At 42.2% G+C, this 22,712-nt stretch carries 17 protein-coding genes; 11 read left to right on the forward strand and 6 right to left on the reverse strand.

Features of this window, described 5'->3' with window-relative positions; all coding sequences use genetic code 11:
* Positions 1-215: 215 nt before the first annotated feature.
* Entirely contained in the window at positions 216-2,279 is a 2,064-nt protein-coding gene (locus VB732_RS28550; RefSeq protein WP_323234238.1) for an outer membrane protein assembly factor, read from the reverse strand.
* A 403-nt stretch (positions 2,280-2,682) separates the two neighbouring features.
* Between VB732_RS28550 and VB732_RS28555 the strand changes: the two genes are divergently transcribed.
* A complete protein-coding gene (locus VB732_RS28555; protein ID WP_323234239.1) occupies positions 2,683-4,044 on the forward strand; it encodes a lipid-A-disaccharide synthase-related protein in 1,362 nt (453 codons plus the stop codon).
* A 146-nt stretch (positions 4,045-4,190) separates the two neighbouring features.
* Here the strand turns inward: VB732_RS28555 and VB732_RS28560 are convergent, their stop codons facing one another.
* Positions 4,191-4,913, reverse strand: a complete 723-nt coding sequence (locus VB732_RS28560) for a response regulator transcription factor (RefSeq protein ID WP_323234240.1) — start codon at positions 4,911-4,913, stop codon at positions 4,191-4,193.
* A 341-nt stretch (positions 4,914-5,254) separates the two neighbouring features.
* Between VB732_RS28560 and VB732_RS28565 the strand changes: the two genes are divergently transcribed.
* From VB732_RS28565 to VB732_RS28575, 3 genes are all read left to right on the forward strand, one after another.
* Entirely contained in the window at positions 5,255-5,410 is a 156-nt protein-coding gene (locus tag VB732_RS28565; protein WP_323234241.1) for a hypothetical protein, read from the forward strand.
* A gap of 501 nt (positions 5,411-5,911) precedes the next feature.
* Positions 5,912-7,219 carry a hybrid sensor histidine kinase/response regulator gene (locus VB732_RS28570; protein ID WP_323234242.1) on the forward strand — a complete coding sequence of 436 codons (1,308 nt, stop codon included), beginning with the start codon at positions 5,912-5,914 and terminating at the stop codon, positions 7,217-7,219.
* A gap of 36 nt (positions 7,220-7,255) precedes the next feature.
* A complete protein-coding gene (locus tag VB732_RS28575; RefSeq protein WP_323234243.1) occupies positions 7,256-8,380 on the forward strand; it encodes a HAMP domain-containing sensor histidine kinase in 1,125 nt (374 codons plus the stop codon).
* Here VB732_RS28575 and VB732_RS28580 read toward each other — a convergent pair.
* Both VB732_RS28580 and VB732_RS28585 read right to left on the reverse strand, forming a co-directional pair.
* A complete protein-coding gene (locus VB732_RS28580; RefSeq protein ID WP_323234244.1) occupies positions 8,377-9,186 on the reverse strand; it encodes a DUF3598 family protein in 810 nt (269 codons plus the stop codon). The two genes, VB732_RS28575 and VB732_RS28580, sit on opposite strands and share 4 nt — an antisense overlap.
* A 384-nt stretch (positions 9,187-9,570) precedes the next feature.
* Entirely contained in the window at positions 9,571-10,473 is a 903-nt protein-coding gene (locus tag VB732_RS28585) for an ABC transporter permease (RefSeq protein WP_323234245.1), read from the reverse strand.
* Between the two features lie 122 nt (positions 10,474-10,595).
* Between VB732_RS28585 and def the strand changes: the two genes are divergently transcribed.
* Both def and VB732_RS28595 read left to right on the forward strand, forming a co-directional pair.
* On the forward strand, positions 10,596-11,159 hold the full coding sequence (gene def, locus VB732_RS28590) for a peptide deformylase (RefSeq protein WP_323234246.1): 564 nt from the start codon (positions 10,596-10,598) through the stop codon (positions 11,157-11,159).
* A gap of 10 nt (positions 11,160-11,169) precedes the next feature.
* The gene (locus VB732_RS28595) at positions 11,170-11,373 is read left to right on the forward strand and encodes a hypothetical protein (protein ID WP_323234247.1); all 204 of its coding nucleotides are present in this window, start codon (positions 11,170-11,172) and stop codon (positions 11,371-11,373) included.
* Between the two features lie 194 nt (positions 11,374-11,567).
* On the opposite strand, the gene VB732_RS28600 is transcribed toward VB732_RS28595, so the two are convergent.
* On the reverse strand, positions 11,568-15,092 hold the full coding sequence (locus VB732_RS28600; protein ID WP_323234248.1) for an NB-ARC domain-containing protein: 3,525 nt from the start codon (positions 15,090-15,092) through the stop codon (positions 11,568-11,570).
* Positions 15,093-15,926: 834 nt separating this feature from the next.
* Between VB732_RS28600 and VB732_RS28605 the strand changes: the two genes are divergently transcribed.
* The gene (locus VB732_RS28605) at positions 15,927-16,166 is read left to right on the forward strand and encodes a hypothetical protein (RefSeq protein WP_323234249.1); all 240 of its coding nucleotides are present in this window, start codon (positions 15,927-15,929) and stop codon (positions 16,164-16,166) included.
* A gap of 108 nt (positions 16,167-16,274) precedes the next feature.
* Positions 16,275-16,484 (forward strand): hypothetical protein, encoded by a 210-nt coding sequence (locus tag VB732_RS28610; RefSeq protein WP_323234250.1) that lies wholly within the window; start codon positions 16,275-16,277, stop codon positions 16,482-16,484.
* Positions 16,485-16,938: 454 nt separating this feature from the next.
* On the opposite strand, the gene VB732_RS28615 is transcribed toward VB732_RS28610, so the two are convergent.
* Entirely contained in the window at positions 16,939-17,436 is a 498-nt protein-coding gene (locus VB732_RS28615; RefSeq protein ID WP_323234251.1) for a pentapeptide repeat-containing protein, read from the reverse strand.
* A 184-nt stretch (positions 17,437-17,620) separates the two neighbouring features.
* Between VB732_RS28615 and gcvT the strand changes: the two genes are divergently transcribed.
* The 3 genes from gcvT to gcvP all read left to right on the forward strand — a co-directional run bounded on the left by gcvT (position 17,621) and on the right by gcvP (position 22,553).
* Complete coding sequence (gcvT, locus tag VB732_RS28620; RefSeq protein ID WP_323234254.1) at positions 17,621-18,757, forward strand: glycine cleavage system aminomethyltransferase GcvT; 1,137 nt, start codon at positions 17,621-17,623, stop codon at positions 18,755-18,757.
* A 125-nt stretch (positions 18,758-18,882) separates the two neighbouring features.
* Complete coding sequence (gene gcvH / locus VB732_RS28625; RefSeq protein ID WP_323234252.1) at positions 18,883-19,272, forward strand: glycine cleavage system protein GcvH; 390 nt, start codon at positions 18,883-18,885, stop codon at positions 19,270-19,272.
* Positions 19,273-19,598: 326 nt separating this feature from the next.
* Positions 19,599-22,553 (forward strand): aminomethyl-transferring glycine dehydrogenase, encoded by a 2,955-nt coding sequence (gcvP, locus tag VB732_RS28630; RefSeq protein WP_323234253.1) that lies wholly within the window; start codon positions 19,599-19,601, stop codon positions 22,551-22,553.
* The last annotated feature ends 159 nt before the right edge of the window (positions 22,554-22,712 follow it).

The following is a 22,712-nucleotide window of genomic DNA, read 5'->3' on the forward strand; positions in this document are numbered from 1 at the left end:
ATTTTATAGAGCAGGGTTTCCGCCTGTCCATTTTACGAGATGATTTAGTTGTTGGAACTCTCCAAGTGATAAATAACCTTTTTGCGATCGCCAGAGTTTTATCTTTTTCAGATGATAACGCGAGAGTCATTGAAGAAGAATTCAGAAGTCAGAATTCAGGAGTCAGAATGAAGACGCTCTCTATGAGACGCTAAAAGTTTTTGTGATCAATCCGGTTAAAATCGCTGACCTATACCTAGATGCACTTTGCTTTCTCCTTGGTCATTAATGCCATAATCAGCCCGAATTAAGCCTAGTGGTGAATTTACTCGCACTCCAGCCCCATAACCAAAACCATAACCTGGTTTGTCCCGCACACCAGCCGGATCTCCTAGTACAGTATCACCGGAGCCTAAGTCTGAAGCAAAATCGGCAAATAATACACCGCCGACGATTGGGAAGACGGGAAAACGATATTCTGCGGAAGCTAACACATAACTGCGCCCATTTCCCACATCTCCAGAATCGTAACCGCGCACTGAATTGGAACCACCCAAGTTAAAGCTTTCGTAGGGTGGTAAATTACCGAGGACAGTACCAGCTTGCAGATTCACAGCAAATACTTGTGGCTGTTTGGTGTTAAATAATTGGACTGGTAAATATTGGCTGTAATTGGCTTTGAGGCGATTTAGGGAAATATTACCTTGACCGATGGGCACAGATTGTTCTGTACTCAAACTCAAAACGGAACCTTGAGTTGGATTGAGGGGATTATCTCGTTGGTCTTTGGTGGCGGTGAAGGATACGGTAGTTAGGTCATCAATACCAGTGCCACTTGCGGAGAGGGGATTGCCCTGCGCGTCATTTGGAGTAATATTACCTTGGCGATCGCGAATACTAGTTTGGGTATAGTTTAATCCTAATGAGGTATTCCAGTCGTCAATTGGTCGCTGTAAGCTGACACTTCCGCCAATTTGACCTTCCCGCACTTTGTCGCCGTTAGCTAGCTTAATCTTATCATCAAAGGTTTCTGAAAGTTCCCGATTCCGAAAACCATTTACAGTGTACCCCAAGCGATCGGGGTTTGTTGTCCGATAAGGACTGATAAATTTGCTATTAAACTGCAAGTCGCGGCTACTTACAGCAAGATTCACACCTAAAGTATCGTTAATACCGCCGACATTCTGATCTTGATAGTTTATTGTGCCTGTTAATCCCTGATCAGCATTGTAACTCCCACCCACGTTAACACCACGCGCCCCGGTTTCTTTAAGTTGGTAGACTAAATCAAGTTTTGTCGCATCTCCTTCTAAGGCGACATTTACAGTCTGAAATAAACCAGTCTGATATAGCTGTTGGATGTCTTGTTTAACGACATTTTCTTGAAATATTTGACCAGGTTTTAGCTTGAGTTGCTGTTGGAGAAAATCTGGTTTGGTGCGTCCTCCCACCGGATTACCCTTGCTATCAACGGTTTTACCCTCGTCGTTGACAAAGCGAAATTTGATCTCACTTACCAAGCCTTCAGCAACATTTACAGTGAGAATGCCTTGAGAACTGGGTTTAATTGATAGCACTCGTGCCAAATTATAACCATTGTCGGCGTACCACTTGTTAATTTGTGCTACTCCTTGCTGGAGTGCTGCGGGACTGATGGTGGTTCCAATTTGAGATTGCAGACGTTGTTGGGCTACTTGGTAGGTGAGGACTTTTGCACCAGATAATTGCAGCGATCGCACAATCACCGGTTGCACTTGATAAACTACATTCAATCCAGCCTGTGTGCTAAAGCTATTTACACTGACATTGCTAAATAAACCTGTATCCAAAATTGCCGCTACATCTTTTTGTAGCTGGCTTTGGCTGGTTTCTCCACCCGCCTGGGTTTTAATGACTTTGCGAATAATCTCCTGCAATTCTTGATTAGCTCCCACTACCTGTACATCTGTAGCTGTAACTACTAAAGTGCTTTCATTAGTAGTTTTTTTGGGGGAGGCGGGAGAAATAGGGAGGATGGGTTGGGAATTTACCTCTTGCGCTGACTTTAAGATTACTGGGGAGTTTTTGCTTGCACCTGCTTGCACTGCAACGGGATTTTGAGAAAATTGTTGTGCAACTATAGTTTCTGGGGAAGCAATTGTCTCTATCCGTGCGGGAGTGTCTTCAATTATCGGCACTACTAAGTTCCCAGGTTTTGCAGTTGGAGTAACGGTTTTAGCAGATGCAGCCGTTGCTTGCTGAGTGGCATTGGCAGCAGCTAAAGTAGCTAAAGTAAAAATTGCAGTAGCAGAAAGGCGCATAATATTTAACCTAATTAACTGGGAGTTATATCAATTTTGGATTTTAGATTTTAAATTTTGGATTAAGAGGATGTTTGAAAAGTCATGATTGATGTACAAAGTTTTTTTACCCCACCCTAACCCTCCCCTTATAAAGGGGAGGGAACTGGATTTTATTGTTTCCCCCCTTTATAAGGGGGGATTAAGGGGGGTAATAATTCGATTAAAATCACAACACACTACCTTCTCTAAAATAGTTGATTAAAAAGCTGTTCTAAGAATTTTAAACAATACATCCTTGCCGAATTTGGTGTTATTTGTAGGAAAGCAAAGAAATAGCGATACTATTAACTTCCCGCTAATTCGCTGATTTTCCTTTATACTTCTTACCCAAATAGACAGTGAATTTTGATATTTTGTTTCTATGAATAATGTATCCCGCATATCTTTAGCTTCTAACTCCCAAGCTGCAAATTCTCCTTTACGGTTACTTGTATTAAGTAATGGTCATGGGGAAGATGGGATTGCAGTTCGGATTTTGCAAGAACTCCAACAACAATCAAACCCACCAGAGATATTTGCTTTACCTCTGGTGGGTGAAGGACATGCTTACCAACAGTTAGATATCCCTCTCATCGGTTCAGTCCGCAGTATGCCTTCTGGCGGCTTTATTTACATGGATGGCCGCCAATTAGCGCGGGATGTGCGCGGTGGTTTATTGCAACTTACCCTCAGCCAGATTAAAACTGTCCGCCGATGGGTGAGTTCTCAAAAAAAATTAGGTAATAAAAGAGCGATTTTAGCTGTGGGAGATATTGTTCCGCTATTATTTGCAACTTTTAGTGGCGCTAATTATGCTTTTGTGGGTACGGCGAAATCTGAATATCATGTGCGCGATGAAGCTGGATTATTAGCACAAAACTCTAAAGAGAGGCGTTGGGAAAACTTTTCTGGTTCAGTTTACCATCCTTGGGAACGTTGGTTAATGAGTCGTCGCCGTTGTAAGGCGGTGTTCCCTAGAGATGAGCTGACGACGGAAACATTAAAACAATGGCCAATTCCTGCTTTTAATTTGGGTAATCCAATGATGGATGGTCTGCAACCAACTTTTTCGCGCCAACAATTTTATAGTCGAGATAGTCAACAGCAGGAAACAGTTAGACCTTTGATGGTGACTCTTCTTCCGGGTTCCCGTCCGCCAGAGGCATACAACAACTGGGAAACAATTATGATTGCCGTATCTGCGTTAATGGCAAGTTTCCAAGAGCGAAATTCAGTATTCTACACTTCTGGCACAGTGGTCTTTTTAGGTGCGATCGCTCCTGGTTTAGACTCTAATATTTTATCCCGAAGCGTGCAATCCCAAGGCTGGCGCATGGAATCAGCATCTCCTATCAAAATTGCCGATCCAAATATCTTGACATTTAAACAAAGAGATGCATATTTACTGTTAACTCAAAAAGCTTATAACGATTGCTTGCATTTAGGAGATTTTGCGATCGCAATGGCGGGTACAGCCACAGAACAGTTTATCGGTTTAGGGAAACCTGCGATCGCGATTCCCGGTAATGGGCCCCAATATACCCGCGCCTTTGCTGAAGCTCAAAGTCGTCTTTTAGGCTCATCTTTAATTTTAATTGATCAGCCAGTAGAAGTAGCGAAGGTTGTACAGTCTCTGTTCAAAGATCCTGATATTTTGCAGATTATTGCCGAAAATGGACTGCGACGCATGGGTAAACCAGGAGCCGCACTACGCATTGCAGAATGTTTACAAGAACGATTTTGAACAGATATTTGTCATTGGTTATTAATTCTTGTGCCTCACTCCCTTATCTCTCTCACTACTCACTACTCACTACTCATTACTCATTACTCATTACTCATTACTCATTACTCATTACTTACTAGTCACTACTCACTACCGGGCAATCCTCATGCTACCAACCCAGAACGTAAGGCCCTCACAGCAGCTTGGGTACGGTCATCAGCGCATAATTTATTTAGAATATTACGAACATGGGTTTTTACAGTACCAACTGTAATATACAGTTTCTCGGCAATTTGACCATTACTACAGCCAGCTACAATTAACTCTAAAATTTCCAATTCTCGTTGAGTTAAGGGGTATGTTTCCAAAACTTGCTCGTATTCTGATGCCAACGCCTCAATTTTTACAGTTTTCGGTTTATCAGAACTTTGGCTATCTCCAGGAATACCTTGTCGCATCTTCCGCAATACCACGTTGGCAATTGCCGGATCGATCCAAGAGTTACCGCCGTGAGTTGCTTGGATAGCGTCAGTTAATTTACTGATACTTGTTTCTTTCATATAATAAGAATCAGCGCCCGCCGCGAACGCTGCAAGTACCGCATCTTCTGTATGATCCATTGTTAGGATAAGAATTTTGGTTGCCGTTTGCCCACTTTCAGCTTGCTGGCGTTTGAATTTACGGGTGAGTTCAATACCATCCATGTCAGGCAAACCGATATCTACAACAGCTACATCTGGCTTTGCCGATTCCAAAAGTTTTAACCCTTGGGTAGCATTTGCTGCTTCGCCAATTACTTTCAATGCGCTGTGAGCCTGCAATGCCGCTCTTAGCCCCATTCGTGTTAAGTCATGATCTTCAATTAAAATAATGCTAATTTCACTCATTGCTACACTCGCTCTTATGCTGTTTGCATCTTTCAAAATATTACCTTTTGTAAGCGCATCTATATTTATTTTCCCAAACCAAAGATAGATGATATTTCACCCACTCTGCATCCACCGATAGAAATAACAAATATACTACTGTTTCATATTTTAGATAGAGGACATATCTAGCTGAAGATATATGGATACTTGGACAAAAAGTATGAAATATTGAACCTAATGCAAAATTGCTGCCCTCTTGCTCAAAATTTAGCTTTCTGTTGCCATGTAACATTAGTTAATTACTATTAACTTTAAGAAAACAGGCAAACGACAAAAAGTCAAAGTTGCCTTCCGAGAGAATGAACGACGGTTTTGAGGGATTTTTAAGCAAATACTTTGGATTCATCAGGTTGATGGAGCCGACGGACATTCTTATGGAAGGAAATGAGACGGCATTTAAATTTGGTAGGGTTTCGGTAATTTTCCGAACAGTGGGAGACTGCGATCGCTTATAAAATTACCTAAGCTCAAGGAGGTAAGACTATTTAAAATTTATACATAAAACTAAGCAGTATTTTTTGATTTACTTAGTTTAATCAATCCGAAGATTAAAACTGCTCAAGCTTATGGTACACGATAATGGTATGCAACTCTCACCAAGGACTGAGGACGGGCGCTTGCTTACTCATTTACAATTGTCTTAAACTTAGTAAAGTATTTTATTTTACTTGAATAAACGTTGTTTATTATCTTCAGAGCAAAAATCAGAGCAAAAATTTTCGGTTTGTGAATGGCTAATTTACTGGAAGCCATTTGTCCTGAAGCCTTTAATTTTGTAATTATGATGTAACGCTCAATATATAATATCTAGTTTATTAAATATTGGATTGTGCGAAATGTCTTAGTAAATCAAGTTACAGATTTTAGATGCCGAAAATCTTATATTCTTTATTTGGATAATCTGAAAAAAGAAATGATATACATCAATATCTGTTTGGCGGCAAAAAGAAAAACCGATGGAAGAGACGCTGAAACTTTTGGTAGTAGACGATGATGAAATAGACAGAATGGCAGTCCGTCGCGCCCTGACCGAAGCAGGTGTTCCAATGGAACTGTCTGAAGTGAGTGATAGCAATGATGCATTTTCTGCCTTAAACACTAGTAGTTATGATTGTGTTTTCCTCGACTATCGCTTACCACTCCAGGATGGACTAACCTTAATTAAACAGTTACGTTCTTCGAAAATTAAAGTTCCTTTAGTAGTTCTAACCGATCAAGGAGATGAAGAAATTGCTGTGCAATTAATCAAAGCTGGTGCTACAGATTATCTTTCTAAGTCTAGGATATCTCCAGAAAACTTGGCACAGGTTTTGCGAAGTGCAATTCGAGTTTATTGGGCGGAAATGCAGGCAACTTTGGCACAAGAGGAACTCATTCTTAAGATCCAGCAATTGGAGAAACAACAGCAACATATTCAAATACAAAACTTTAAGTTATCAGAGACATCGCAGCTAAAATCGCATTTTTTAGCCACTATGTCCCACGAACTTAGAACGCCGATGAATGCAATTATCGGTTTTTCGCAAATCCTTTTGCGTCCTAAGTTTGGTCAACTAACTCACCAGCAAACAGATATGGTTGAGCGCATTTTGAATAATGGAAAGCATTTACTGATGTTACTCAATGAAGTTCTCGACTTTTCCAAGCTGGAAGTAGGACGATTAGACTTAAAGGCGGAAAGATTTGATTTATCAAAAATAATCAATCTCGTTGTAGGTGAAATGCGTTCCCTAGCTGATGCCAAAAAGCTATCATTATTTGTGCAAACAGATTTACAAAATCCTTTTGTTGTTAATGATCCTGTTCGGATCAAACAGATTTTAATTAATTTGCTCTCCAATGCCATTAAGTTTACAGAGTCTGGTGAAATTTGGGTTGAAGTTCAAGAATTACCTGCAAATCGAGTAACAATTATTGTTCGGGATACAGGGATTGGAATAGCATCTAAAGATTTTAAACGTATTTTTGAAGCATTTATCCAAGTTGATCAAAGTATCACTCGCAAATATCCAGGTACCGGTCTGGGTTTGGCAATTGTAGATTCACTAGTGCGAATGATGGGCGGCAAAATTTTTCTTGAGAGCAAATTAGGTATTGGTTCCATGTTTAAAATTGAATTGCCACGTCAAATTCCATTAACGAATGTGGCAGATGATCCTCCAACACCGTTAAATGAGGAGGGAATTTTTTACTCCGCTAAAAATTCACATCAATCTTCTCAATCTAGGCAAGCATCAATAAGATATCCTAAATTTAAAATATAAATTTTCCTTCCAAAAACTAATAAAAATTGATAAGTTATGTCTGTAGTTGAAAATAATAAAATTTATCGCATCCTCGCAGTTGATGACATTCGAGATAATCTAATTTTGGTTCAAACAATTTTAGAAAGTGAGGGGTATAAAATTGATTTAGCTTCAGATGGAATAAAAGCTTTACAGCAAGTTGAACAATTTCCGCCGGATCTGATTTTGTTAGATGTAATGATGCCGGGAATGGATGGTTATGAAGTCACACGTCGGATTCGGCAGAATCCTGCAATCTCTTATATTCCAATTCTGCTGATTACTGCCTTTCACGAATCCAGCGTTGTCGATGGTTTGGATGCTGGTGCTGACGATTTTATTCGGAAACCATTTGATACTGATGAACTATTGGCAAGGGTGCGATCGCTATTACGTCTCAAGCATAGTCTAGACGAACAACAAAAAATGACCCGTCAACGGGAAGACTTTGTTTCCCGTCTGACTCATGATTTGCGGACTCCCTTAGTAGCCGCCGATCGCATGTTGAGTTTATTTGAGATGGAAACATTCTGCAAAATTTCGCCAGAAATGAAACAGGCGATCGCAGTTATGATTCGCAGTAACCAAAATTTGATGGACATGGTGAATACTCTGTTAGAAGTCTATCGCTTTGAAGCAGGTAAAAAAACCTTGAATTGGGAGATATGCGATTTACGTGAGATATCTCAAGAAGTAGTCGGCGAACTAAGCCCTTTAACCCTTGAAAAAGGTTTGACTCTAACAATAGACACCAGTAAATTAGACTCAGCGAGCAAAAATGCTGGTTTGATTATGGGCGATCGCTTGGAACTAAGGCGGGTGCTAAACAATTTGATCGCAAATGCCATCAAATTTACAGATACAGGAGGTATAACACTCCGCATTTTTGAAACACCACCCGATTCAGGAAATCCAGATTCGGTAACAATTGAGGTAGAAGATACAGGATACGGGATCGCGCCCGAAGATCAAGCAACAATTTTCGAGCGATTTCGCCAAGGCAAACATAAACGTTCCGGTAGTGGCTTAGGGCTACATCTATCCCACCGCATTGTAGAAGGGCACGCAGGAACTATTAATGTCACCTCTGAAGTAGGGAAAGGTACTTTATTTACTGTGAAACTACCTAAAAACCTTTAAGCTTTTTCTTCAGTAACTAATGTCAAACTAACCCATTCGCCTTTATCGTTATAGGTGCGAATCATCCTCTGGCGGAGGTTTGGCTGAATTAACCAACCCGCTTCCAAAAATAAGGGTTGACGTAACTGCACCTTGAGGGGAGAAGTTGCAGAAGCACCGTCAGGTAACAATAATACTTGTACTTGCTTTTCGGGATCTTGGTCAAAGAGAATGATGGAACCTTTAATGGTAGCAGTTGAGGTAATTGTACGTTCTCCAAAAGAGGTACTTTGAATTAATTGCCCAGCATCATCAAGTTGTATTTTCAAAGTTGTAGAGTAAATATCAGGCGATCGCAAATCTCGATATATTGTCACCGATTTTCCTCGCCATTCTCCCAACAAATCATTTATCTGCAAAGGTGGACGTTCTGTTGCTGGGGTTCCAGCTAGATGTTCTCGAATCAGAGTTAATCCATTTAGCTGACCATTTTTATCAAACAGTTGCACCAGACGTAAGCGGCGATTTTCATGAACAAAAGCAAGTTCTCCACCAAATTCCGAAAATGGCCCGATCTGAATTAAACCTTCAGAAAAGGAACCATTTTCAAAAAATAGCAAGCCTCCCCCCACAGACATAAATTCTCTGATTAGATCATCCTTTCCCAAACGGCTCAGAGTTAAGCGTACTGTCTGGTTATTGTTTAAACCTTCCAACGAAAGGCGACTAGAAGTATCCTTCAAAAGCGTACCTTGGGGAGAAAAATTGGTAAATGAACCTTCCCATACACCAAGATTTTGCAGAAAACATTCCCATTGCGATTTCATAATTATTTTGTCATTTGTCATATCATTTTCGGCAAATCACTCACAATATGTCATTGCGAATGCAACGAAGTGGAATGTTCGCGTAGCGTCTCGTAGAGATAGCAATCGCAAAGGTTTGGGATTGCCGCGCTACGCTCGCAATGACATAAGTATTAAGTCGAACATGATATCATTGGTCATTGCGGAGGAGGTGTTCGCGGAGTGTCTCGTTGGCGCAGCCTCTCGTAGAGAAGAGAAGCAATCGCAGGGGTTCAGAGATTGCTTCATTTCACTTCGTTGCACTCGCAATGACATATCGTAAGTGATTAGGGGGACACGATATAATTTAATATTCATTAAATCCAAAACTTCAGTTGTTCTTTTAAAATGACAAATGACAAATAACTAACTTTTAGCAAAACGTCGGACTGCAAATAGACTTCCCATTAAACCTACGGCTGCACCGAAACTCAAGAGAATTAAGGGTAATAGTAAAATTTGGGCTGGAGTGAGTTGCACGCCGTTGGTGATAACTTGGATAAATTCAGGTTGATTGGCTAGCAATTTACCGAGAAACTGTTGAATCACAGAAATGAAACTCCAAGCGATCGCACCGCCAACTAAACCGAAAGCAATTCCTTGTAAAATGAACGGCAGGTAAATCCATGCAGAAGTTGCTCCCACCAGTTGCATAATTTCAATTTCTTGTCGTCGCGCCATGACAATCAGCCGAATTGTGGTTGTAGTCACTGCGATCGCTGTTAAGGTCAGAATAATCGTAATTGTTAAAGTAATCCAGTTCAGCCCTCGGTGTAGCTGGGCAATGCGTTTAACTGCTTCATCGATATATTCCACCGTCTCAACTCCCGGCAATTTAGCCAGTTGCGTTGCTAAAGTTGGTACAACTTGAGAATTACGCGCTTTTACCTTAATCTCATCAACCAAAGGATTCTCACCCAGCTGCTGAGTCGCGCCTTCAATATCAGAAATTCTCATTTCCTTAACTAACTTAGTCCAAGCTTGCTCTTTGGTAATGCTTTGCATCGCCGCAACCTCTGGCATTTTGGCGATCAGATGCTCAATATTTTCAGTCCGTGCATCCGGTTCGAGATAAACTGATACTTCTAGCTGACTACCGAATTGATAGAGGAGTTTTTCAACTTGCCAAGAGGTTTGCAAACTCAAACCAAATAAAAATAATAATACCGTAACAGTACTTACAGCCGCCCAATTCATCCAACCCCCCCGCACTAAACCGAGGAAAGTTTCCTTGAGCAAGTAGTCAAGCTTCGTGAAAGACTTAAACATAATTCGTAATTCGTAATTCGCAATTCGTAATTAATAATTCCCAATTCCCAATTCCCAATTCCCAATTCCCAACTTGATAGAATAAAAATAGTACGAATTTTCACCACTAGCCATTGAGACTCATGCCCTCTGAAATTGCTGTAGAGAAAAAAAAGTTAAAAAATCCACCTTTGGAGCTTCATTATTTAGGCGATCGCGTGCTACGTCAAGCTGCGAAGCGGGTTTCTAAGGTAGATAACGAACTTCGCCAAATGGTGCGTGAAATGCTGCAAACTATGTACAGCAAAGATGGCATTGGTTTGGCTGCCCCCCAAGTGGGAATTCACAAACAACTAATTGTCATCGACCTAGAACCAGAAAATGCAGCTAATCCGCCTTTGGTGTTGATTAACCCCACCATTAAACAAGTCAGCCGCGACATCTCTGTTGCCGAAGAAGGATGCTTGAGCATTCCTAACGTATATCTTGACGTAAAGCGTCCTGAAGTCGTGGAAATCGCCTACAAAGACGAATACGGTCGTCCTCGGACATTAAAGGCTAATGACCTTCTAGGACGCTGTATTCAGCACGAGATGGATCACCTAAACGGTGTGGTATTTGTAGACCGTGTAGAAAACTCCTTGACTTTAGCCCAGGAGCTATCTAAGAATGGCTTCTCGTATCAAGCGGTGAAACCAATAGCATAGGGGGCTAGTAGTGTATTTAACTCCAAAAAGCGGTTTATTTCTGGGTGGTTCTTGTGTAAGTGCGATCGCAGCTGTCGGTTCGATTTTTGAACTCAGTTACGGACAACCAGATTTTGGTTTTACGGCCACTGCGATTATCCTAGCGTTGAGTATTCCACTCACAGGATTATTTTTCATTGCCGCAGTGAAGGACGCAAGGGCTAATATGAAGTAAGCATCAGGTACATAAAAAAGGTAAGAGGATGAATTAAAAAGGCAAAATTCATTCTTTTACCTTTTATTTTTATAAATGAAGGCAGGGGGAAGGGGGCAGGGGGCAGGGAGCAGGGAGCAGGGGGCAGGGGGCAGGGGAAGAAGAACTATTTATTGATTCTTGAGCCATTCCCAATTCCCAATTCCCAATTCCTCTCAATCTGGATCTTCCACTGCCCCTAAAGCTTTCAGCGTTACTAACTGCGCTGCGGTTAACCCCGTAACCCCTGTTATATTCATTCCTTCGTAGGGTCGTGGCGATCGCAGTGTTTTAATGCACTCACCTGTAAAGACATCCCAAAGCTTAATTGTCTCATCTTGGCTACCACAAATTAGGGTTTGACCATCGGGGCTAAAGGCAACTGACCTGACCCAGTTGGCTCCCTGCAAGGTTTTGAGACATTTACCCATGTAGACATCCCATAATTTTACTGTTTGGTCTTCACTGGCACTAGCTAAAGTTTGACCATCGGGACTGAAGGCAACTGACCAGACTCGATTAGTATGTTCTTGTAAAGTTGTCAGACACTTACCCATTTGGACATCCCATAATTTCACCGTTTGGTCGTCGCTGCCACTAGCTAAAATATGACCATCGGGGCTGAAAGTGACTGACCTGATTCGATTACCATGTCCCTTCAAAATTTTCAGGCATTGTCCGGTGTGGATATCCCATAACCTGACTTTTTGATTTTCACTGCCACTAGCTAAAGTTTCACCATCAGGGCTAAAGGCAACCGATCTTACCCAACTAGTATGTCCCTCCAAGGTTCTGAGGCATTGTCCAGTTTGAACATCCCATAACTTCACCGTTTGGTCGTCACCGCCACTAGCTAAAATATGACCATCGGGGCTGAATGCAACTGACCTAATGCGATTGGTATGTTCCTGTAACCTTTTGAGACATTTTCCGGTTTGGACATCCCATAATTTGACTGTTTGCTTTTCACTCCCACTAGCCAAAATCTGACCATCAGGACTAAAAGCAAGCGATCGCACCCAGCTATTATGTCCCTGCAAAATTTTGAGGCACTTATCATTACGAACATCCCATAATTTCACCGTTTGCTTTTCACTGCCGCTAGCCAAAGTTTGACCATCGGGACTGAAAGCAACTGACCGAATTCGATTGGTATGTCCCTGCAAAGTTTTGAGACATTTTCTCGTGTTGACATCCCATAATTTGACTGTTTGGTTTTCACTACCGCTAGCCAAAGTTTGACCATCGGGACTAAAAGCAACTGACATGACCCGATTGCCATGTCCCTGCAAGCTTTTGAGGCATTTTCCTGTGTGGACACCCCATAACTTCACTGTTTGGTCATCACCACCGCTAGCCAAAATTTGACCATTAGGGCTAAAGGCAACCGACCAAACCCGATTGCTATGTCCCAACAAAGTTTTGAGGCATTTTCCGGTGTGGATATCCCATAACTTTACTGTTTGGTCGTCACTGCTACTCGCTAAAATATTACCATCGGGACTGAAGGCAACTGACCTGACCCAATTGCTATGTCCCTGCAAGATTTTGAGGCATTCTCCTGTGTGGACATCCCACAACTTTACTGTTTGCTTTTCATTGCCACTGGCTAAAGTTTGACCATCAGGACTGAAAGCAACCGATCTAACTCTATTGGTATTTCCCTGCAAAGTTTTGAAGCATTCTCCTGTGTGGAGATCCCATAGCTTCACTGTTTGGTCTTCACTGCCACTAGCTAAAATATTACCATCGGGACTGAAGGCAACTGACCTAACCCAATTACTATGTCCCTGTAAGGTTGTGAGGCATTTACCGTCTTGAATATCCCATAACTTTACTGTTTGGTCGTCACTGCCACTAGCTAAAGCCTGACCATCGGGACTAAAAGCAACTGATTTTACCGAACCGCTATGTCCAGTACAAGTAAAAAGTAGTTTTCCGTCTTCAACTTGCCATAAGTAAGTCTTACCATCAGCATCACCCGTAGCTAAAAGTTTTCCATCCGGGCTAAATGCTACTGACGAAATACTAACTAATGTTTCTGCAAAAACGGACTTAGCTAAATCAGCTTTAGCAAAATTCACGCGATGCAAATTCACACTTTGTAAATATGCTTGCCAAATAGCCAGATTAGAAAAGTTATAGCCGTTTAAGTCAATTTGTAGTTGACAAAGCATATTTAACAGATTTCCACCCGCATATCCCGCCGCTTGTGGAGTCTCATTTTGCAGGTAAAATAAAACTTTAGATAGATGCGTTTCCAAATTTTTAGGAAATCGATAAATCGCTGATAGCCTATCTATAACTTGCTTAACAATCAGGGTAATTTGAGTGTTACGAATATAATCTTTGGCCGTAGCTTCCATTAAAGCATGGCTCCTAAAGAGTCTAATCTCACTAGTAGTGATTTCGTGACAAACCTGTTCAATTAATCGGTCAGTCATGTATTCCATCACCACGGACTGGAGGGTAAAAAGTGCCGTTCTTTGTTCAATTAGCGATCGCCTACGTAGTGACTCTAGTGCCTCTATTACTTCCCTTTTCGGCAAGGGACGCACTATATCAGCTAGCAATTCTTCCAAAGACACTAACTCCCGCTTGATTGCTAGCCAATAAATTATTTCTTGTTCTATCTCTGACAACCGCTCAAATTGTTGGTCTAATAAATTTCGAGTGTCACCAAAAATTATCTCTCCTTCAGCAAGAAAGGCAGCGATATCACCACCAAATAACTCCCGAATCGGCTCAGAAACGAGTTTCAACGCTAAGGGATTGCCCGAATATTTCTCAATCAGCTTGGCCGATTCCTGTTGTGAACCAAATAACCCTTTATCTTGGAGAATTCCTTGCCCTTCTGTTTCTCCCAAACCAAGTAAAGATAATGTTCTGACTGGTGATGCTTTTCCTTCTAAAGGAGCAAATTCTTTTGGTTTTTCTCTCGAAGTCAACACCAAACAGCTTTGATGGGTTTCTTCCCCTATGCGTTGGAGTAGTTGACCATAATCTTGATATTCTTCTTGATATTCTCCGGCGCGATCGCCTTCTTGTAAAATTGTCTCTGCATTATCTAATACCAAAAGACAACGATGCTCTCGTAAATAATTAATCAGCAGCGTTACTCTACCATCTATAGTTTCTGGTAACTCCGCTTCTCTCTCATCAGATAAAAAGCGGATCAGGTTTGCTACCATCTCTGAGGCGGGTGGCGCATTACGGAGACTTCGCCAAATCAGGTATTCAAAATTCTCCTGAACTTCTTTCGCTAACTTCACAGATAAGGCAGTTTTGCCAATTCCACCCATACCCAATATTGCCACCAGTTGGCAGTTATCCTCAATTAGCCACCGCGTTAGCTGAGACAATTCTGCTACACGTCCATAAAAAACGCAGATACCAGGCGCTTGCCCCCAATCTTGGCGGTTTTCGGCGACGGGTTTATTATTGAGCGAAGATGCTTGATATTCAAATTCGATAACTTGTTGTAACTTAGTGAGTTTACCTGGCCCGTTACCAGTAACATTAAATTTTTTGTAAACTTCGCTTAATCTCTTGCGTACAGCCTCGGCGCTAATGGTCAATTCTTTAGCGATCGCATTTGGCGATTGCCCCCGGACAGCATATAAAAAGACCTCTACCTCGCTGCTAGACAAGCAGCGTTTTTGGGCTAAAGCTAAAAGAACTTTTTCAGAAATCACGCTCATACTCACACTCACTACAGACCAATTTTATCTCACTAGGTGAGATAAAATGACTGCGAAAAGTGAGGATTCATTGAACGCGGTGGAAAATTTCGTCCATAAGGACAAGAGCTTTCCCAATTGGATCTAATTTCTCATTTGCTGATTTCAGGCATATTTGTCGCATCTTGATGCTGTTTAAAGAATTTTCTCTATAATTTGCCTTGACCTAAGTAACTTAGTTACTTTATAGTGAATTTGAGAGCTTAAAATACTAACTTAGTAAGGCTACTGACAAAAAAAGAGACTTAGTGAGTCTTGACTTACGCAATATCTTTTTGAAAATATGATTCCTATGCTTCTCTACGAGAGGCTTCTCTTTCAGAGACGCTAGCGCGAACACCAACGTGAACAGGAACTACTTTTATTTCATAATTTTGCGTGAGTCCTGTGAGTAATAAGTAAAGGCTGAAAGCATCTGTTCTGAAAAAGGAGAATTGCGAGGGTTCAATGCGCGTAGTGCGTGTTATGTGCGATTACGGGCATTGAGCGCCTAATTCTAATATCAAAATTGCCTTGGCAATTGATTTAAGGAGCTTAATTTTTCATTATCTGCAAATATCAAGACCTCCTTCGTTGAAATTCCCACCATAACTGTCGGGGTTGGCTGTTTTGCTAATCCTATAGACTGCAAATATCAAGATCACCTTTGTTAGCATTCCCATTCTACTCAGGAGTAGGACTGTTATTTACCTTGAATTGGTGAGAGCAACGCTGTGGGGATTAGCTCTTTCCTTAGTGTGGTCAGGGGAGCGCTAGCTGCTGCCTAGATTCAACTTTTAAAACAGGAAGAAAATTATGAAACCCAGTCTTAAAGACAACGATAGTCTGCTGTTTAGATGGTTTTGTAAAGGACTGAAATATTTTCTGCTGGCGCTACTGGGCGTTTCCCTCGCCCTTGTTGTGTCTCATACCTTTGGCGCTGGGGCGATAGTTGGGGTGCTGTTATCCCAAGGTCTTTGGATATGGGTTGCCAGGATAGCAATTTCCTTAGTCTGTCTATTTGCGATCGCCATGATTATTGAGTCTTGGAGTTAACAGAACAGGGATTGCGATTCAAGGCTCATGCTCAAGCTTAAATAAATAGCCTTTGACTAACTTTCACTTAGCCGAAGGCTTCTTAACTTTCCATTAGGAGATTATATCATGTCAAACAACAGCAACGGCTCTGGGCTAGAAACACTGTCGCCGCTTTTAGTTATTTTAGTGGCAGGATCAATCTCTTTGGCGATCGTTAACAAAGCTAATCACCCAGCATATTTTGACATTGTTAAAATAGCTATGGCTTACAGCTTTGGCTCCATCAAGTCCCGTTCAAATCACCAAAATGAAGCAGATAATGACGAGTTGAAATAGCCAAGGATAAATACGGAATTTGCGGCTACACAAACCTCATCCTTAGAGTGTGGGCGCACAGATATGCGCCCCTAGAAATGTACAAATAAATTGGGTTGAAGAAGAAGTCATACCATTTCTTTGTGAGGCTGCGCCAAACCCTTTTAACTTCTTTCTGTCTCTCTTTCTTTACTTTGTGTCCTTTGCGTCCTTTGCGGTTCGTTTTTCTTCCTTATACTTAAATATGGTTTAGCGCATCTTCATACAGAATTGGTATCAGAAGTCAGAATAAATCAGTCGGGGGTTCAGACCGGCGCAGGATTGAAAACCACCAAATCTACGATTTGGTGGGGGTGCAAAAACGCCAATTATTCATCCGCCAATCATACAGAAAACATTGCTGAATTCTGACGACTGACTCCTGAATTCTGTTCGATAATTTATTCTTTGGAAATCCCTAACCGGGTGCTAAATTCTACTTACATCCTAAAGACTCACGAGTATTTACACCAGTTTTAGAATTAACACCACTAGCTTGAACACAAAGTTTTTTCACTTGTGTTCCATCTAAAATTGCATTTGTAAAATCAGCACCAGTGACATTTACATCATCAAAAGTAGAACGCAACATCATTGCATCGATTAATACAGCATCACTCAAATCAGCATCCTTAAACCTTGATAGGTAAGCTATACCTTCACTAAAATTAACACCATGCAGATTTACTCGCTCCAGCAGAGTACCGTTAAATACAGTGCCACGTAAGTCAGCATTGCTAAAATTAGCATTCTCTAATTTGAGATTGGTAAACTCAGTACCAATTAAACTTTGACCAGAGTAATCCTTACCCTTTAGTTCATCATTACCTACAGAACGGGTAATACTGGAAGAACTTGCAGCTTCCGCCGATAGGGGAAACAAAAAAAGAACCATAGCTAAAACAAAGCTAGCTATTATTCGCCAATATTTCATAATGTGTTCTTAATAAATCTCAACACTTCCATCATTAACTATTAAACCTCACAGAAGAGGACAAAGGAGATAGCGGGAATAACCAATACCCAAGACTGTAAAACCAGAAAGCATCTCGTAGGATGATATATGTTGAGGTGCGATGCCTAATGGCAAGTTGCTCCGCACCTACGCAAAATTACCTGTGGCTAATCAAGAAGACAACGCCCAATCTCTGGCGCGAACCCCTTTATATCAAGTGGGTGTAGAACTCAAAGCACGCTTTACCAGCTTTGGTGGCTGGGAAATGCCCGTGCAATTTAGTGGCATTACCCGCGAACACGAGGCTGTAAGAAATACAGCCGGAATGTTCGATATTTCCCACATGGGTAAATTTACCCTCCAAGGTAAAAATCTCATTTCCCAACTCCAGTCTCTAGTGCCTTCAGACTTGAGTCGATTGCAACCTGGTCAAGCACAATACACCGTATTGTTAAATCCCCAAGCGGGAATTATTGACGACATCATTGTTTATTACCAAGGTGAAGACACCACTGGTATCCAAAAGGCATTTATCATCGTCAATGCAGCAACCTCTGGTAAAGATAAAGCATGGCTTTTGCAACATCTAGACTTGGATAAAGTGCAATTCCAAGACCTTTCACCAGAAAAAGCCTTAATTGCCGTGCAAGGGCCAAAAGCGATTAAATATCTTCAGCCTTTAGTGCAAGAAGACTTACAGCCAATCAAAGCCTTCGGACATTTGGAAGCAACCTTACTAGGCAAGCCTGCCTTCTTGGCCCGCACAGGTTACACCGGAGAAGATGGCTTTGAGGTGATGGTAGACCCAAATGTGGGCGTAGAGTTGTGGCGAAGTCTCCATAAAGCTGGTGTTATCCCCTGTGGACTTGGCGCGAGAGACACCCTGCGCCTAGAAGCAGCAATGGCACTTTACGGACAAGATATCGATGACATCACTACACCTTTAGAGGCAGGTTTGGGATGGCTAGTTCACTTAGATACCAAAGGTGATTTTATTGGTCGGGAAGTTTTAGCACAACAAAAAGCCACTGGAGTGCAGCGCCGATTGGTTGGTTTAAAAACTCAAGGACGCAACATTGCTCGTCATGGCTATCAAGTGTTATCAGCAGGTAAAGTTGTGGGAGAAGTTTCCAGTGGAACTTTGTCGCCTACACTTGGTTATCCCGTTGCTTTAGCCTACGTTCCTACCCAGTTAGCAACCGTTGGTCAGCAGCTAGAAGTCGAAATTCGCGGCAAAGCATATCCAGCAGTTGTGGTTAAACGTCCCTTTTATCGGTCAAAGAATCGTGCTACCAACTGATAAGCGCTAGGGTTTTTGAGGAATAATGTGTTGTGAGTTAGTCAATCTACAGTAGGGTTCATTACCAGATATGGCTTGGATGACTGTTGGGGCAATAATTTTTTTGATAAGGGAGAGGAAGTGATATGTCTTTTGAATATCCTCAAGATTTTAGATACCTCGATTCTCATGAATACGTGCGAATAGATGGCGAAATTGCCACCATTGGCATTACTGAGTTTGCCGTACATGAATTGGGTGATATCGTCTTTTTGGAACTGCCAGAAATTGGTGACGCTCTTACCAGGGGAGAAAACTTTGGCACAATTGAATCAGTAAAAGCCGTTGAAGAACTAAATTCACCAGTCACAGGTACAGTTATAGAACGCAATGATGCTTTAATTGACGATCCCGAACAAGTGTCAGATGATCCTTATGGTGAAGGTTGGTTTTTGAAAGTGCGCGTCAATGACCCTGGTGAAATTGAGGATGCCTTGACAGCAGATGAGTATCGCGCCCAGGTAGAAGGGGAGTAGGGAGTAAGGGGGCAGGGGGCAGGGGGCAGGGGGAAAAACTGCAAATTCTTCTCCCCAACTCTCCTCGCTTCCTGCTCCCTTGCCTCTTTTGTCTGTCGTGGAATGAAGTGGGGAACATGAGTTTGAGTCTCCCACTTCGCAAGCATAGTTTTTGTGCAGGTGGGGTTGAATCCTCATTCTTTTCTATCCCCCTTGCTCCCTGCCCCCTGCCTCTTCCCATTGCACTCAAAAATAAGTCATGAAATTTAGATGAATTGAAAAATTACACCTACTTCTCATGAGTATTTATTGCAAAATATGAAAGAGTACCATCTGGAGAGTAATTTGTGGTATTGAACGCCCCTATTCTCAAATCGAATGAGCAGCAAGTGCTGAATCAAAAAAGTCAAAAGTTAAGTAGTTTTGCGCCAAGACACATTGGCCCTAACTCCGACGACATCCAGCTTATGCTTAAGGTTTTGGGATTTCCCAGCCTGGATGCCCTAATGGACAAAACAGTTCCCCAAACAATTCGGCTGAAGCAACCCCTAAAGTTACCAGAAGCCGAAAGTGAGTATGCAGCACTAGCATCGTTAAAAAAAGTTGCTGCCAAAAATCAGGTTTTCCGTTCATACATCGGTATGGGATATTACGATACTATTACCCCACCTGTGATTGGGCGTAACATCCTAGAAAACCCCGGTTGGTATACTGCCTACACTCCTTATCAACCAGAAATTGCCCAAGGGCGACTAGAAGCACTGCTAAATTTCCAAACCTTGATTATCGACCTCACAGGTCTGGAAATTGCCAATGCTTCTTTACTGGATGAAGCCACAGCAGCAGCTGAAGCAATGAGTCTAAGTTATGGTGTTTGTAAAAATCAGGCAAATGCTTATTTTGTCTCTCATGATTGCCATCCCCAAACTATCGACGTGTTACAAACACGTGCTAAACCATTAGGGATTAACATTATTGTCGGCGATCATCAAACATTTGATTTTGATCAACCAATTTTTGGGGCTGTTCTGCAATACCCCGCAAGTGATGGCACTATTTACGACTACCGCGCTTTTATAGAAAAAGCCCATGCTAAGGGTGCATTGGTAACGGTAGCAGCAGATCCTTTAAGTTTAACTTTGCTAACCCCTCCTGGGGAATTTGGCGCTGATATTGCTGTGGGCAGCACCCAGCGCTTTGGTATTCCGTTGGGGTTTGGGGGGCCTCATGCGGCATACTTTGCGACGAAGGAAGAGTATAAACGGCTGGTTCCAGGGCGAATTGTGGGAGTATCAAAAGATGCTCAAGGTAAGCCTGCATTGCGTCTTGCCTTACAAACCCGCGAACAGCACATCCGCCGCGAAAAAGCTACTAGTAATATTTGTACAGCACAGGTGCTACTAGCGGTGATGGCGAGTATGTACGCCGTCTATCATGGGCCAGATGGACTGAAGCAAATTGCAGAGAATATCCACCAGCTAACTTTAATGTTGGCAGCAGGACTAAAGCATCTGGGTTACAAAATTAGTTCTGAACATTTCTTTGATACACTGCGGGTGGAGTTGGGAACACGCAGCCTAGAGGTAATTCTCGAAGCTTGTCAAGCACGGAATATTAACCTGCGGATTTTTGATGACACTGCCGTTGGTATCTCTGTAGATGAAACAACTACAGTAGATGATTTGATAAAGCTTTGGGAGATTTTTGCAGCGTCTGATAGTCCATTTTTCAGCTTTACAGAAATTGGAGATTTAATTGCAGCACGGCGCAAATTACCTCTAGAAAACTCAACCCTTGCCCGTACAAGTACATATCTCACCCACCCAGTTTTTAACCGCTATCACTCAGAAACCGAGTTATTGCGCTATCTGCACAAGCTAGAAGCTAAGGACTTGTCGCTAACAACATCGATGATTCCCTTGGGTTCTTGCACAATGAAGTTGAATGCAACTGCTGAGATGATTCCGGTAAGTTGGGAAGAATTTGGCAAGATTCATCCATTTGCCCCCGCGTCCCAAACCCAAGGTTATCAAATCCTATTTCAGCAACTTGAGGCATGGTTAGCTGAAATTACCGGGTTTGCGGGAATTTCTCTGCAACCAAATGCTGGTTCTCAGGGCGAGTACGCCGGACTTTTAGTAATTCGCCAATATCACGAAAATCGGGGTGAAGCACACCGCAACGTCTGTTTAATTCCCACCTCGGCACACGGGACAAATCCGGCGAGTGCAGTGATGTGCGGCATGAAGGTGGTGGCAGTTGCCTGTGACTCACAAGGTAATATTGATGTTGATGACTTAAAGGCTAAGGCAGAAAAACACAGCAATGAATTAGCCGCCTTAATGGTGACATATCCCTCAACTCACGGTGTTTTTGAGGAACCAATTCAGGAAATCTGCGCTGTTGTCCATAGTCATGGTGGACAAGTTTACATGGATGGGGCAAATATGAATGCCCAGGTGGGAATTTGCCGTCCTGGAGATATTGGCGCGGATGTCTGCCATTTAAACTTGCACAAAACATTCTGTATCCCTCATGGTGGCGGTGGCCCTGGTATGGGGCCTATTGGCGTTGCATCTCATCTTGTGCCTTTTCTCCCCGGACACCCTGTTGTTACTGACAACTCAACTCAGCACTCAGCACTCAGCACTCAGCACTCTAATATTGGTGCTGTGGCGGCTGCGCCTTGGGGTAGTGCGAGTATCTTAGTAATTTCTTGGATGTACATCGCCATGATGGGTGCAGATGGTTTGACCGAAGCAACTAAGGTGGCAATTCTCAACGCTAACTACATTGCCAAGAAACTGGAATCGTACTATCCCGTTTTGTATCAGGGGAAAAATGGTCTAGTTGCCCATGAATGTATTTTAGATTTGCGATCGCTCAAAAAATCAGCTGCGATCGAAATTGATGATGTTGCCAAGCGTCTGATAGATTACGGTTTCCATGCGCCGACTGTCTCCTGGCCTGTAGGGGGTACAATCATGGTGGAACCTACAGAAAGTGAATCTAAACAAGAGTTAGATCGTTTCTGTGATGCGTTGATTTCTATTCGCCAAGAAATCGCTGAAATAGAATCAGGTAAGGTGGATATTCAAGATAATGTTTTGAAGAACGCGCCCCACACTGCCGAAAGTCTTATCACTGGAGAATGGCAGCATTCCTATTCTCGTGAACAAGCCGCCTACCCCGCGCCTTGGACTCGTGAGTATAAGTTTTGGCCGGCTGTCGGTCGCATTGATGCAGCCTTTGGCGACAGAAATTTTGTTTGTTCTTGTCTGCCAATGGATGCTTATTCCTGATATAGCTACACAGTTTAGTTAAAATTTGCTCCCCTCAACTCTCGTTTCCAGAAAGTTGAGGGGATTTTTCACGCAAAGGGTATTTGCGTGAGAAAAAACAACTTCGATAATCGAACCGCAGAGGCGCAGAGAACGCTGATATCATTGGGAGCATCCACT

It is taken from the genome of Nostoc sp. UHCC 0252, from assembly GCF_034931145.1.
Classification (GTDB): domain Bacteria; phylum Cyanobacteriota; class Cyanobacteriia; order Cyanobacteriales; family Nostocaceae; genus Nostoc.

Excerpts from the sequence above, each read along its gene's own strand:
- VB732_RS28550 (WP_323234238.1), bottom strand. The coding sequence starts at position 2,279 with ATGCGCCTTTCTGCTACTGCAATTTTTACTTTAGCTACTTTAGCTGCT.
- VB732_RS28555 (WP_323234239.1), top strand. The coding sequence starts at position 2,683 with ATGAATAATGTATCCCGCATATCTTTAGCTTCTAACTCCCAAGCTGCA.
- VB732_RS28560 (WP_323234240.1), bottom strand. The coding sequence starts at position 4,913 with ATGAGTGAAATTAGCATTATTTTAATTGAAGATCATGACTTAACACGA.
- VB732_RS28565 (WP_323234241.1), top strand. The coding sequence starts at position 5,255 with ATGAACGACGGTTTTGAGGGATTTTTAAGCAAATACTTTGGATTCATC.
- VB732_RS28570 (WP_323234242.1), top strand. The coding sequence starts at position 5,912 with ATGGAAGAGACGCTGAAACTTTTGGTAGTAGACGATGATGAAATAGAC.
- VB732_RS28575 (WP_323234243.1), top strand. The coding sequence starts at position 7,256 with ATGTCTGTAGTTGAAAATAATAAAATTTATCGCATCCTCGCAGTTGAT.
- VB732_RS28580 (WP_323234244.1), bottom strand. The coding sequence starts at position 9,186 with ATGAAATCGCAATGGGAATGTTTTCTGCAAAATCTTGGTGTATGGGAA.
- VB732_RS28585 (WP_323234245.1), bottom strand. The coding sequence starts at position 10,473 with ATGTTTAAGTCTTTCACGAAGCTTGACTACTTGCTCAAGGAAACTTTC.
- def (WP_323234246.1), top strand. The coding sequence starts at position 10,596 with ATGCCCTCTGAAATTGCTGTAGAGAAAAAAAAGTTAAAAAATCCACCT.
- VB732_RS28600 (WP_323234248.1), bottom strand. The coding sequence starts at position 15,092 with ATGAGCGTGATTTCTGAAAAAGTTCTTTTAGCTTTAGCCCAAAAACGC.
- VB732_RS28605 (WP_323234249.1), top strand. The coding sequence starts at position 15,927 with ATGAAACCCAGTCTTAAAGACAACGATAGTCTGCTGTTTAGATGGTTT.
- VB732_RS28610 (WP_323234250.1), top strand. The coding sequence starts at position 16,275 with ATGTCAAACAACAGCAACGGCTCTGGGCTAGAAACACTGTCGCCGCTT.
- VB732_RS28615 (WP_323234251.1), bottom strand. The coding sequence starts at position 17,436 with ATGAAATATTGGCGAATAATAGCTAGCTTTGTTTTAGCTATGGTTCTT.
- gcvH (WP_323234252.1), top strand. The coding sequence starts at position 18,883 with ATGTCTTTTGAATATCCTCAAGATTTTAGATACCTCGATTCTCATGAA.